The organism is Bradyrhizobium tropiciagri (assembly GCF_018130545.1).
Lineage (GTDB): Bacteria > Pseudomonadota > Alphaproteobacteria > Rhizobiales > Xanthobacteraceae > Bradyrhizobium > Bradyrhizobium tropiciagri_A.
The window spans coordinates 690149-702158 of the sequence record NZ_JAFCKF010000004.1 but is presented as its reverse complement, the minus strand read 5'-3'; the positions used below and the strand labels follow the sequence as shown (position 1 = coordinate 702158).

12 protein-coding genes are annotated in these 12010 nt (G+C 64.5%); 6 read left to right on the top strand and 6 right to left on the bottom strand.

Features of this window, described 5'->3' with window-relative positions; genetic code table 11:
- Positions 1-38: 38 nt before the first annotated feature.
- Entirely contained in the window at positions 39-497 is a 459-nt protein-coding gene (locus JQ616_RS20990) for an FKBP-type peptidyl-prolyl cis-trans isomerase (RefSeq protein ID WP_212017530.1), read from the bottom strand.
- A gap of 34 nt (positions 498-531) precedes the next feature.
- Positions 532-2118 carry a gamma-glutamyltransferase gene (gene ggt, locus JQ616_RS20985; protein ID WP_212017528.1) on the bottom strand — a complete coding sequence of 529 codons (1587 nt, stop codon included), beginning with the start codon at positions 2116-2118 and terminating at the stop codon, positions 532-534.
- Positions 2119-2302: 184 nt separating this feature from the next.
- On the opposite strand from ggt, the gene JQ616_RS20980 reads away from it, so the two are divergent.
- Both JQ616_RS20980 and JQ616_RS20975 read left to right on the top strand, forming a co-directional pair.
- On the top strand, positions 2303-3055 hold the full coding sequence (locus JQ616_RS20980) for a rhodanese-related sulfurtransferase (RefSeq protein ID WP_212017526.1): 753 nt from the start codon (positions 2303-2305) through the stop codon (positions 3053-3055).
- Positions 3048-3263: a SlyX family protein gene (locus tag JQ616_RS20975; RefSeq protein WP_212017524.1), complete on the top strand. Its 216-nt coding sequence runs from the start codon at positions 3048-3050 to the stop codon at positions 3261-3263. Before JQ616_RS20980 ends, JQ616_RS20975 begins: the two co-directional genes overlap by 8 nt.
- Before the next feature lie 30 nt (positions 3264-3293).
- On the opposite strand, the gene JQ616_RS20970 is transcribed toward JQ616_RS20975, so the two are convergent.
- Positions 3294-4181: a LysR family transcriptional regulator gene (locus JQ616_RS20970; RefSeq protein WP_249137026.1), complete on the bottom strand. Its 888-nt coding sequence runs from the start codon at positions 4179-4181 to the stop codon at positions 3294-3296.
- A 397-nt stretch (positions 4182-4578) separates the two neighbouring features.
- On the opposite strand from JQ616_RS20970, the gene JQ616_RS20965 reads away from it, so the two are divergent.
- The 3 genes from JQ616_RS20965 to JQ616_RS20955 all read left to right on the top strand — a co-directional run bounded on the left by JQ616_RS20965 (position 4579) and on the right by JQ616_RS20955 (position 7008).
- Positions 4579-4992: a TadE/TadG family type IV pilus assembly protein gene (locus JQ616_RS20965; protein ID WP_212017522.1), complete on the top strand. Its 414-nt coding sequence runs from the start codon at positions 4579-4581 to the stop codon at positions 4990-4992.
- On the top strand, positions 4993-6651 hold the full coding sequence (locus tag JQ616_RS20960) for a pilus assembly protein TadG-related protein (RefSeq protein ID WP_212017520.1): 1659 nt from the start codon (positions 4993-4995) through the stop codon (positions 6649-6651). It abuts the gene before it with no gap.
- Between the two features lie 66 nt (positions 6652-6717).
- Positions 6718-7008, top strand: a complete 291-nt coding sequence (locus JQ616_RS20955) for a PilZ domain-containing protein (RefSeq protein ID WP_349630028.1) — start codon at positions 6718-6720, stop codon at positions 7006-7008.
- Between the two features lie 188 nt (positions 7009-7196).
- Here JQ616_RS20955 and JQ616_RS20950 read toward each other — a convergent pair whose 3' ends face one another.
- Complete coding sequence (locus JQ616_RS20950; protein WP_212017518.1) at positions 7197-7382, bottom strand: hypothetical protein; 186 nt, start codon at positions 7380-7382, stop codon at positions 7197-7199.
- 134 nt (positions 7383-7516) lie between these two features.
- Here JQ616_RS20950 and hemE point away from each other — a divergent pair, with 134 nt between their 5' ends.
- Complete coding sequence (gene hemE, locus JQ616_RS20945; RefSeq protein WP_212017516.1) at positions 7517-8563, top strand: uroporphyrinogen decarboxylase; 1047 nt, start codon at positions 7517-7519, stop codon at positions 8561-8563.
- Between the two features lie 184 nt (positions 8564-8747).
- Here hemE and JQ616_RS20940 read toward each other — a convergent pair whose 3' ends face one another.
- Together JQ616_RS20940 and JQ616_RS20935 are read right to left on the bottom strand one after the other, a co-directional pair.
- Positions 8748-10361 (bottom strand): GMC family oxidoreductase, encoded by a 1614-nt coding sequence (locus tag JQ616_RS20940; protein WP_212017514.1) that lies wholly within the window; start codon positions 10359-10361, stop codon positions 8748-8750.
- A 59-nt stretch (positions 10362-10420) separates the two neighbouring features.
- Positions 10421-12010, bottom strand: coding sequence for a bifunctional 3-(3-hydroxy-phenyl)propionate/3-hydroxycinnamic acid hydroxylase (locus tag JQ616_RS20935; RefSeq protein WP_212017512.1), 1590 nt, complete (start codon positions 12008-12010; stop codon positions 10421-10423).

Sequence of the window (12010 nt, the reverse complement as noted above, 5' to 3'; positions counted from 1 at the left end):
CCCTCTTGTCGTGGGCCCGTTACCTGACGGCCAGTGGCTTACTTTACACCAAGCAGTTCGACGTCGAACATCAGCGTGGCATTCGGCGGGATCACGCCGCCGGCGCCGCGCGCGCCATAGCCGAGGTTCGGCGGGATGATCAGCGTCCGCTTGCCGCCGACCTTCATGGTGGCGACACCCTCGTCCCAGCCCTTGATCACGTGGCCCTGGCCGATCGGAAACTCGAACGGCTCATTGCGGTCGACGGAGGAGTCGAATTTCTTGCCCTTCTGGCCGTTCTCGTAGAGCCAGCCGGTGTAGTGCATGACGCAAGTCTGGCCGGTCTTCGGCGAGGCGCCGGTGCCGACCTTGCTGTCGATGATCTGGAGGCCTGAAGCTGTGGTCATGGGCTTTCCTGCGGTTTGGGCCGTTGCCATTTCGCTGACAACGGACGTGGAGGCCGCCGCCGCGACAGCGGCGAATGCGGTCTTGATGATCGTGCGTCGTGAAGATTGCATCTGGGGCGTCCTTCCCTGATTGATGTCGATCCGATCAGTAGCCGAGGGCGCAGCCGTCCTTGCGCGGATCGGAGCCGCCGGTCAGCGTGCCCTTGTCCCAATCGATCCAGATCCCCTGGCCGCCGCCGAGCGGGGCGACCACGCTGGTGGTCTTGTGGCCGATCTTCTTCAGGCCTTCGACGATCTCGGCGGGCACCGAGTCCTCGAGCTGATAGAAGCCCTCGTAGTGCAGGCCGCGCGGCATGTCGATCGCTTCCTGCACGTCGCAGCCATAGTCGAGCATGTTGGTCAGCACGTGGGTCTGGCCGACCGGCTGATACTGCCCGCCCATCACGCCGAACGACATGACGGAGCGGCCGCTCTTGGTCGCCAGCGCCGGGATGATGGTGTGCAGCGGACGCTTGCCCGGCGCGATGCAGTTCGGATGGCCAGGCTGGATGCGGAAGCCGCCGGCCCGGTTCTGCAGCAGGACGCCGGTCTTGTTGGAGACGATCGCCGAGCCGAACGAATGCGCGATCGAGTTGATGAAGGAGCAGACGTTGCGATCCTTGTCGACCACCGTGATGTAGACCGTCGACGGGTTCATCGGCGGCGCCACGTTCGGCAGGTCGAGCAGGCCGTCCATCCGGATGTTCTTGATGTGCTCGTCGGCGAACTCGCGGGAGAGGATGCCGGCGACATCGACATGCACCTGCTGGGGATCGCCGATATGCTGCTCCCGCATCATGTAGGCGATGCGCGCCGCCTCGGCTTCCAGGTGGAAGCGCTCGACGCTGAGCGGCTTGTATTTGGTCAGGTCGAAGCGCGACAGGATGTTGAGCATCACCAGCATGGTGATGCCGGGGCCGTTCGGCGGGCACTGCCAGACGTCGTGGCCCTTGTACATGGTGCCGATCGGCGCGGTGGTCTCGGTCGAATGCGCCGCGAAGTCTTCCAGCGTGTGCAGGCCGCCGATGCCGCGCAGCGTGTCGACCATGTCGGCGGCGATCTCGCCGCTATAGAAGGCGTCGCGGCCCTTTTGCGCGATCGCGCGCAAGGTCTTGCCGAGCTCGGGCTGGCGGATCACGTCGCCGGCGACCGCAGGCTTGCCATGCGGCAGCAGATAGCGCTCGGAGTTGGTGCCGTTCTTCAGCTTCTCGTAGCCGTTCTTCCAGTCGAAGGCGATGCGCGGCGCGACGACATAGCCCTCTTCGGCGGCCTTGATCGCCGGCTGCAGCAACCGGTCGAAGCCGAACTTGCCGTGATCCCGCAGGATCACGTCCCAGGCATCGATTGCGCCGGGAATGCTGACGGCATGCGCCGAGGTCAACGGCACCGAATGGATGTTGCGTTCGAGATACCACTCGACATTGGCGGCCATCGGCGCCCGGCCGCTGCCGTTATAGGCCGTGATCTTGCCCTCGCCCTTCGGCTGGATCAGCGCAAAGCAGTCGCCGCCGATGCCGGTCGATTGCGGCTCGATCACGCCGAGCAGCGCGCAGGCCGCGACCGCAGCGTCGGCCGCCGTGCCGCCCTCGCGCATCACCTCGATGGCCACCAGCGCCGCCTCCGGATGCGAGGTCGCCACCATCGCGTTCTGGGCGTGGACCGTGGAACGGCCGGCGAAATGGAAATTCCTCATAACGGAGTGCTCGCTTGATCGTGATGGTCTGATGTTGCCGCAGCGGATGGATGGCAAAGGGATGCAAAGTACATGGCACATTCATCCCCAGCAGAGCAATGCCTGGCATGCCAGAGGAATTATCCCGATAATGCATGGCTTTGCGGGGTTTCGCCGGCTTGACCGGCCTGATAAACCCCCGGCCATGCCCCTCAAGGTCGCCGCCTTCTACCAGTTCGCCGCGCTGCCGGATTTCCGCGCATTGCGCGAGCCGCTGCGTGCGCTCTGCACAGACCTCGATCTCAAGGGCAGCGTGCTGCTGGCGCATGAGGGCATCAACGGCACCATTGCCGGCACCGCCGACGGCATCGATGCCTTCGTCGTGGAGCTCAGGCAAGGATCGCTGTTCGGCGGGCGTCTCGACAATCTCGAGCTGAAATTCTCCGCGGCCGCCGAGATGCCGTTCCAACGGCTCAAGGTGCGGCTGAAGAAGGAGATCGTGACGCTCGGCGACAGCACGATCGATCCGAGCCGGCAGGTCGGCACCTATGTCGACGTCGCCGACTGGAACGAGCTCATCACCTCACCTGACATCATGGTGCTCGACACCCGCAACGCATTCGAGGTCGCGATGGGCACCTTCGAGGGTGCGGTGGATCCCAAGATTGCGAGCTTTGGACAATTCAAGGACTTTGCCGCGCAACAGCTCGACCCGGCGAAGCACCGAAGGATTGCGATGTTCTGCACCGGCGGCATCCGTTGCGAGAAGGCCAGCGCCTATCTGCTCGCGCAGGGCTTCACCGAGGTCTATCACCTCAAGGGTGGCATCCTCAGATATCTCGAGGAAATTCCGCAGCAGGACAGCCGCTGGCGCGGCGGCTGCTTCGTGTTCGACGAGCGTGTCGCGCTCGGCCACGGCCTGCACGAACGTGGGCACGGAGACGCCGTCCATGAGTGATGCGGCAAGACTGAGCGAGCGTATCGACGCGCTGGAGGTCCGCCTGACTTACCAGGACGAAGCCATCGAGACGCTGAACCAGACCATCACGGCGCAATGGAAGCAGATCGACGCGCTGACGCGCCAACTCGCCGAGTTGCGCGACCGGCTCCAGGACGCCGAGCGCCAAGCACCGGGACCCGCCAACGAGCGCCCGCCGCACTATTGATCGGTGCCGCGAGATTGCCGCGGCACGGGACTACATGTTGCTCACCTGACGCATCGGCTTGGCGCCGCTGAAGAACAGGCTGGACATCCGCTGCACCATCGCCGTCGCACGGCTGCCTTCGAGGCCCGGGCGAACACAGAGCAGACGCTTCTGCACCGGCAGCTCCGGAAGATAATAGTCCTTCGCCGAGACCAGCGAGGACGGGATCATCCGCTCGGGGCACGCCGTCAGGCCGTATCCGGCCCGGGCGGCTTCCAGTCGCAGCTGGTGGTTCGGGCTCCTGAACACGATCTTGTACGTGATGTTGTGCTTGGTGAGCGTCCGGATCATCCAGTCGTCGCCCGGCCACGCCAGGATCGGGATCGGGGCGCCCGGCCGCAGCACAAAATCCCGCGATCGTACCCAGACCGAACGCTCGTCCGCCTCGGCGGCGATCGTTACCTCGTCTTCGTTCTCGAGCGAAGGGTTGCTGTAGACGAAGGCGATGTCGATGTAACCGTCGATCAATCCTCTGATGACGATCGGCGACATGTCGGCGTGAACCAGCACATCGGTGAGCGCATCGGCCGGATGCAGCTTGAGGAATTCCTCGGCAAGCATCGTGCTGAGTCCCAGCCGCAGCGGCTGGGGTCCTTCATGACTGCCACCGAGTCGAAGCAGCTGATCGTTGGCTTCGAGAATTCGCCTGGCCTGTTGCACGGCAACCTTGCCGAGCTCCGTCGTCGTGGTGCCGTTTGCCGTTCTGACGAACAGCGCGCCGCCAACCAGGCTTTGCAGTCGCTTCACCTGGGAACTGATCGCAGGCTGACTGAGGCCGAGACGTTCGCCGGCCTTCGATAGACTTCCCGTCTCTGCAATCGCAACGACGGTGCGAACAATTTCAGTAGGAATATTCAAATGCTGACGTGGTCTGTGCATCGCGACCGCTCCAATCTCAGCACGGGGCGCAATTACGATCTCCATAGTATGTGATTTAGCTATACTAACATTTGGTTGCACTTTCGTTTAGCCTCAATTTTCGGCCAACCCACTGCAATTGCAGCACATATGTATTGTTACGTGCATTATCCTGCGTAGCTGCGGTATCGGGCGACTACATCCGCGCGGGCGCGCGGATATCGAGGGTATGAGCCCCCGCATTATTACGGACGTAGCATCAAATATTTTGATCGCCTCATAAGGTGTCGAGCATCCGATAAGTTCTGGCGTAGCCATCGATCTCGATTGCCGCCACTGATTCGCTGAAGCGTTTTCATATTTTTCCTTAATCAAAGCCTCGCAACGTGACGCCGTAGCTTGCGTGTCGAGGTGTGCAATGACCAGGTTCTTTCGCTGTCGAAGCGGCGCTTCTGCTGTCGAATTTGCGCTGATGCTGCCGCTGTTTCTCGCCTTCATTTTCGGCATCATCGTATTCGGCTCATATCTCGCGATGGTGCATGGCGTTCAGCAACTCGCCGCCGAAGCGGCGCGATCATCGATCGCCGGAATGACCGACACCGAACGCAACAGCCTCGCGACGAGCTACGTCGCCGCCAACGCATCGACCTATCCGTTGCTCGTTGCCAGCAATCTCACGGTCAACGCGGCGCCGTCCCCGTCGAATGCCAACGTCTACGTCGTGACCGTCAACTACAACGCGGCCGGCAACTTCATCTACAAGCTGCCGTTCGTTCCCGCGCCGGCGAGCACCATCGTCCGCTCCGCGGCCATTCAGTACGGGGGTTTCTAGATGACGGGCATCCTCATGCTGATGCGACGCTTCGGCGCCGACGAACGCGGCAACTTCGCGATGATCTCGGCCGGCTTGATGACGCTGCTGATCGGGTGCGCCGGACTCGCGATCGATCTCGGCACGATCTTCGCCGATCGGCGCAAGACCCAGAGCACCGCCGACCTCGCCGCGATCGTCGCCGCCGCCAATCTGAGCAATCCGGTCAACGCCGCCACCGCGACGGTGACACAGAACAATTATCCAGCCAGCGCGCTGGTCAAGGTCGAGACAGGGACCTACACCGCGAACAGCGCCATCGCCCCACAGTCCCGCTTCGTGACCCCGGCGGTCGGCATTCCCAATGCCGCGCGCGTCACGTTGAACACCCAGACCCCGCTCTACTTCGCGCGCTATTTGACCGGCGCGAGCAGCTTCACCATCAAGACGACTGCCACGGCGACATCGACCGAAATGGCCACGTTCGCGATCGGCTCAAGACTGCTCTCGGTCAATGGCGGCGTGATCAACGCGTTGCTCGGCTCGATGCTCGGCACCTCGCTGTCGCTCTCGGTGATGGACTACAATTCGCTGATCAGCGCCAAGATCGACGCCCTGGACTTCCTGTCCGCGCTGGCAACCCGGGTCAACCTGACCGGCGTCACCTATAGCGACCTGCTGAGCAGCAACTTCAAGGTCGGCGACATCATCGCAGCCGCGCTGACGACCCAGCAGATCACCAACGGCGCGAACGCCGCCACGACCGCACTGTCGACGATCTCGCAGGCCGTCACCGGCTCCTCGACCAAGATTTCGCCGGGTAACCTGATCGACCTCGGCCCCTTCGCCAATCTGACGGTGGGGCAGAAACCGAAGGTCGGCGCCAGCGTTTCGGTATTCGACCTTATCTCGACGGTGGCGCAGATCGCGAACGGCAGCCATCAGATCGCAACCTCGGTCAATCTCGGCTTGCCCGGCATCGCCAACGTCTCCGTGATGGCAACGATCGGCGAGCGCCCGGTCGGATCGAGCTGGATCGTGATGGGCACCCAGGGCGTGAGCGTGCACACCGCACAGACCAGGATCCTGGCGACCATCAACGTTCTCGGCTCCGGCAGCATCGCATCGATCAATCTGCCGGTCTATGTCGAGGTCGCCTCGGGGACCGCGACGCTGAACGCAGTGTCCTGCGGCCATCCGGACATCAGCACCTCGCAGGTCACGGTCGGCGTGACGCCGGGAATCGTCGATGCCTGGATCGGCAACGTCACGGTTGCCGACATGACCAACTTCACGACCAAGCCCAATCCGCCGCCGGCAACACTGGCCACTGTGCTGGGGATCCCGATCACCGGCCTGGCCCATGCCGGCATGGGCAACACCACACCGACCAACGTCAATTTCAGCTATAGCGACATCCAGTCCGGGACCAAGAAGACGGTGACGACGACCAACTTCCTGACGTCGCTGACCAGCACCCTGCTCGGCGATCTCTCGCTCAACATCGCCGGCATTCCGCTCCCGGGATTAGGCGCGCTGGTGATGAGCATCCTGAACGCGGTGACGAGCCCGATCGACCAGGTGCTGGCGACCTTGCTCTCGACGCTCGGCATCGGGCTCGGCCAGGTCGACGTTTGGGTGTTGGGCATCCGCTGCGACGGCGCGGTGCTGGTCAACTGAAGCGCGATCCTCGCGCTCGAGGGGAACGAGCGCGACGGAGCATCACCTCGGGGTAGGGAGACCGCCGTGAGTACAACAATAAGAAGATACAAGACCGACAGCCAGCGAACGCCCCTGATAAAGCGCGGAACGATCTTCTTCCGCAACACCCGCGTCGGATGCGTTGTGCTCAACATCTCGACCGGAGGCGCGGGGCTAGCGGTGGAAGGCGACGAGGCAATCCCGTTGGCGTTCGATCTCGAGATCGAGAGTGAGCCGATCCGGCGGCGTTGCGTCCTGGCCTGGCGTCTTGAGCGCCGGCTCGGCGTGACCTTCGAATTCGACCGGATGCAGCGCCCCGAAGGCGGCCCGGTCTAGTCTGTCAATCACGCGTTGCGGGCGGCTTCGCTCGTCGGGGCCGCCCGCAAGCGTGTCACGCCTGCAAGATCAATCACCGCCGCAGACCATAGGCGCGGCACGCGTCGAACCACCGCTGCGCGGCTCATCGTTCCCCGCTTCGCCGAACTGATCTTGCATCGTGGTTAGCAAGCGCTGCGATATACCAGCTAATTGTCCCGATTGCCGTCGTGCTTCGACGGCGCGGGCTGCGTCACGCTGACCGGATCGGAAGCCGGGAAGGTATCCTCCAGCCCCTCCTTCAGCCGGGAGCGCGCCTTGCGATCGGCAGCCTGCGCCTCGTGCGGCTTCTCGGCGTGCTTGTCATGCGGGGCAGGATCGAATTTCTCGGTCATCTCGTCCCTCCATTCCCCAAAATAGCTTCGAAGGACAACGGGCGGTGCAAAGGGGGGTTCCAGAACCGCCTTGGCCCATTGCGCCGCAGCGTGTATCAGGGGCCAAATTTTGATCGAGATCAGGAACTTTGCGCGTGCCCCAGGATCCCACCAAGAAGCCGTTCATCGAGGTCCTGTCGGGCCACCGCCAGGCCGTGCCGCCGCTCTGGATGATGCGGCAGGCCGGCCGCTATCTGCCGGAATATCGCGAGCTGCGCGCCAAGGCCGGCGGCTTCCTCGATCTCTGCTTCACACCCGAATTCGCCACCGAGATCACGCTGCAGCCGATCCGCAGGTTCAACTTCGATGCCGCGATCATCTTCTCCGACATCCTGGTGATCCCCTACGCGCTCGGCCGCTCGGTGCGCTTCGAGGCCGGCGAAGGGCCGCGGCTCGATCCGCTGGCAACGCCCGGCGAGATCGCGACGCTGGCCACGCAGGCCAATTTCGACCAGCTCGAGCCGGTGTTCGAAACCCTGCGCCGTGTCCGGCGCGAGCTTGCGCCCGAGATCGCGCTGATCGGCTTCTGCGGCGCACCATGGACGGTCGCGACCTACATGGTGGCCGGACAGGGCACGCCGGACCAGGCGCCGGCACGGATGCTCGCCTACCGCCATCCGGACGCGTTCGCCAAGATCATCGACGTGCTGGTCGAGAACTCGATCCACTATCTGGTCGGCCAGTTGAAGGCCGGCGCCGACTGTCTGCAGATCTTCGACACCTGGGCCGGCGTGCTGCCGCCGCGCGAATTCACCCGCTGGTCGATCGAGCCGACGAAGCGCATCGTCGCCGGCGTACGCAAGCAGGTCCCCGGCGCCAGGATCATCGGCTTTCCGCGCGGCGCGGCCGGCATGCTGCCGGCCTATGTCGAACAGACCGGCGTCGATGCCGTCTCGATCGATTGGACAACCGAACCGTCGATGATCCGCGAGCGCGTGCAGGGCCGTGTCGCCGTGCAGGGCAATCTCGATCCGCTGGCCCTGATCGCCGGCGGCACAGCGCTCGACCGCGCGGTGGACGACGTGCTGGAGAATTTCGCCAAGGGACGGCTGATCTTCAATCTCGGCCACGGCATCCTGCCGGAGACGCCGATCGCCCATGTCGAGCAGATGGTCGCGCGGGTGCGGGCGTATAAGGGCTAACGTCCGTACCCCACTCCATCACCGTCACCCTGAGGTGGCCGCTTCTTCAGCGGCCCTCGAAGGGTCGATGGCCCGTCTGCGGCCGCGCATCTTTCGAGGCTCGTCCAACGGCGCAATTGCGCCGCATGGCTCGCTCTTCCAGCGACAAAGGCGAAGCCTTTGCGCGGGGATGACGGGACGCTGTCTATCTTGCATCCTCCAAGATCATATCCGACGCCTTTTCCGCGATCATGATCGTCGGCGCGTTGGTATTGCCCGACATCAAGTCCGGCATCACGGACGCATCGACCACGCGCAGGCCGTCGATGCCGCGCACCTTGAGCCGCTGGTCGACCACTGCGAGCGCATCATTGCCCATCCGGCAGGTCGAGGTGGGATGATAGACCGTGCTGCCGGTGCGGCGGCAGAACTCGAGCAGATCGTCGTCGCTGACCACCTTGGCGCCGGGATCGACTTCCCCGACCGCGTATGATTTCAGCGCCGGCGCGGCCAGGATCTTGCGCAGGATGCGGATGCCGTCGATGAAGGCGCGGCGATCGGTCTCGGTCGCCAGATAGTTGATGCGGATTTCCGGCGCCACGCTCGGGTCCGCGCTCCTGATCTTCAGCGAGCCGCGGCTCTCCGGACGCAGCTGGCAGACCGACGCCGTGAAGCCCGAGAACGGATGCAGGTTCTCGCCCATCTTGTCGGTCGAGAACGGCAGGAAGTGGATCTGGATGTCGGGCGAGGCCAGCCGCGGGCTGGTCTTGAAGAACGCGCCCGAGGTGCCGGCTGCAATCGTCAGCGGCCCCTTGCGCAGCGCCGCGTAGCGCAGGCCCGCCATGACGCGACGCACCGGATTGTTGACGACGTCGTTCAGCGTGACGCTCTGCGCGCAGCGTGTGACGATGCGCACCTGCATGTGATCCTGCAGATCGTTGCCGACACCGGGCGCGTCGAGCACGATCTCGATACCGTGCTGCTTCAACAGATCGGCCGGGCCGACGCCGGAGAGCTGCAGCAATTGCGGCGAGTTGTACGCGCCGCTCGACACCAGCACCTCCTTGCGCGCCTTGGCTGTGCGCAACTGCCCGCCCTGCTTGTAGGCGACGCCGCTCGCGCGCTTGCCGTCGAACAGGATGCGCTGCGCCAGCGCCGAGGTCTCGACATGCAGATTGCCGCGCGTCAGCGCCGGCCGCAGATAGGATCGCGCCGTCGAGGCGCGCCGGCCGCGCCGCGTCGTGGTCTGGAAGAAGCCCGCGCCCTCCTGGGTCGCGCCGTTGAAATCCGGGTTGGTCGGAATGCCGGCCTCGGCCGCGGCGTGCACGAAGGCTTCCGACAGCGGATCGTGATGCCGCCAGTCCGACACCGGCAGCGGGCCGCCGGCGCCGTGATATTTGTCGCCGCCGCGCTGCTGGTCTTCCGCCTTCCGGAAATAGGGCAGGACGTCGTCATAGCCCCAGCCGGCATTGCCGCGCTGCCGCCAGCGGTCGTAGTCCTCGTGCTGGCCGCGCACATAGAGCAGGCCGTTGATCGAGCTCGAGCCGCCGAGCACTTTTCCGCGCGGCTGGAACACCTGCCGCCCGTTCAGGCCGGGCTCCGGCTCGGTCTGGTACATCCAGTTGACGGATTTTTCCTTGAACAGCTTGCCGTAGCCGAGCGGCACGTGGATCCAGATGTTGGTGTCCTTCGGCCCGGCCTCGAGCAGCAGCACCGAATGCTTGCCGTCAGCGCTCAGGCGGTTGGCGAGCACGCAACCGGCCGAGCCGGCGCCGATGATGACGTAATCATACTCGGCTGCATCACGATTATTGTTCACTGGTTTCCCCCGGAATTTCTTTCTTCCGGTGGTATAGACAAAGCGGCGGCTTGAAAAGGCTAGCGCCCTGCGCTGAGGTTCTGGAGCAGTTGCCCGACAAGCATATTGAGCTCGTCGGCGTTCCCGGCGGCGCCGAACACATATCGGTCCGGCCGCACGATCACAGCAGCGGCGCCATGTTGCCGCATCCAGTCGGCGAACAGTCCGTCGCGCTCCACCACGCTCAAAATACCGTCGACATCGGCGCTTGCACCCGATGTGGCGATGACGACGCGTTCGCCGGCGAGACGCTGCCAGGCAGCACGGGACGCCTCCGACAGCCACGCCATCGGCTCTGCCGCCGTTGTCACGATGACAAATTCCGGTTGCAGCAGATCGTCGAGCCGGCAGGTCCGCCCGTCCGGCGCACGCACATGCGGCTGCACGAACAGCCGTCCGGCAAGAACAGAGTCGCGCGCGATCAGGCCGGAGACGAGATCGGGGATGAATTTCTGCCTGACGGTTTCGGCCGTGCCCGCCTTCAGCTCGGCGCGCAGCCGCAGGTCGCGTTCGGCCGCAGCCACCGGATCGAGTTCGCCGATGATCTTGCCGAACTCCTTGGCGCTGGCGACGACGGCGCGGACATGCGGCTTGCGCTCGATCTCGTAGCTGTCGAGCAGCGCCTCATCGGCATCGCCGCGCAGCACCAGCCGCAGCTTCCAGGCGAGGTTCACGGCATCCCGGACGCCGGCGCACAGCCCTTGCCCGAGGAATGGCGGCGTCTGGTGCACCGCGTCGCCCATCAGCAGCACGCGGCGGTCGCGCCAGCGCTGCCCGAGCAGCGCGTGGAAGCGATAGACCGCCGAGCGCCAGATCGTGAGGTCGGACATGTCGGTGAAGCCCTTGAGCAGTGTCACCACATTGTCGGGCGCGCCGAACGCCTCGGGATCCTCGCCGGGCAACAGCTTGATTTCCCAGCGCCGCAAATCGCGCGGACCCGGCACGAAGGTGCCGGGACGCGACGGCCAGCAATACTGAAAGCTCTTGGCCGGCCGCTTGGCGGGATCGCTGGTCAGCGTGTCGACCACCATCCACCATTCATCGAATGCGAGATCGTCAAGGCCGACGCCGAGCTGCTTGCGCACGAAGCTGTTGGCGCCGTCGCAGCCGACCAGATAGCGCGCTTGGATTGAAAACTCCTCGCCGGATTCGCGCCGCGCGGTCAGCGTCACCGCGCTGTCATCCTGCCGCAATGCCACGCCGGCGGCTGCGAGGACAACGTCGGCCTGCGGGTATTCGGCAAGCTTGTCGCGCAGCGCTCGTTCAAGATCCGGCTGCACGAAGGTGACGTTCGGAATCCAGCCGAGCGGAAACGGCGGCGGCATCGGGTCGAAGATCTTGATGAGCTCACCGTCGACGCCGAGATAGTGCGAGCCGTTATGCGGCGCGATCGCCTGCTCCATGAAATCGCCGAGCCCGATCGCCTGCAAGACGCGCAGCGCCTCGTGGTCGAGCGTGATCGCACGCGGCTTGTCGTAGATCTCGGCGACGCGCTCGACGACGGCAACCTTCAGGCCGGCTTTCGCGAGCAGGTTGGCGAAGATGGCGCCGACCGGCCCGAGGCCGACGATCGCCACGTCATGACTGGGGCTCGCGGCTGACACTGACAT

What these genes read in the sequence shown, in the direction of transcription:
- JQ616_RS20990 (WP_212017530.1), bottom strand. Translation starts at nt 497, where the DNA reads ATGCAATCTTCACGACGCACGATCATCAAGACCGCATTCGCCGCTGTC.
- ggt (WP_212017528.1), bottom strand. Translation starts at nt 2,118, where the DNA reads ATGAGGAATTTCCATTTCGCCGGCCGTTCCACGGTCCACGCCCAGAAC.
- JQ616_RS20980 (WP_212017526.1), top strand. Translation starts at nt 2,303, where the DNA reads ATGCCCCTCAAGGTCGCCGCCTTCTACCAGTTCGCCGCGCTGCCGGAT.
- JQ616_RS20975 (WP_212017524.1), top strand. Translation starts at nt 3,048, where the DNA reads ATGAGTGATGCGGCAAGACTGAGCGAGCGTATCGACGCGCTGGAGGTC.
- JQ616_RS20970 (WP_249137026.1), bottom strand. Translation starts at nt 4,181, where the DNA reads ATGCACAGACCACGTCAGCATTTGAATATTCCTACTGAAATTGTTCGC.
- JQ616_RS20965 (WP_212017522.1), top strand. Translation starts at nt 4,579, where the DNA reads ATGACCAGGTTCTTTCGCTGTCGAAGCGGCGCTTCTGCTGTCGAATTT.
- JQ616_RS20960 (WP_212017520.1), top strand. Translation starts at nt 4,993, where the DNA reads ATGACGGGCATCCTCATGCTGATGCGACGCTTCGGCGCCGACGAACGC.
- JQ616_RS20950 (WP_212017518.1), bottom strand. Translation starts at nt 7,382, where the DNA reads ATGACCGAGAAATTCGATCCTGCCCCGCATGACAAGCACGCCGAGAAG.
- JQ616_RS20935 (WP_212017512.1), bottom strand. Translation starts at nt 12,010, where the DNA reads ATGTCAGTGTCAGCCGCGAGCCCCAGTCATGACGTGGCGATCGTCGGC.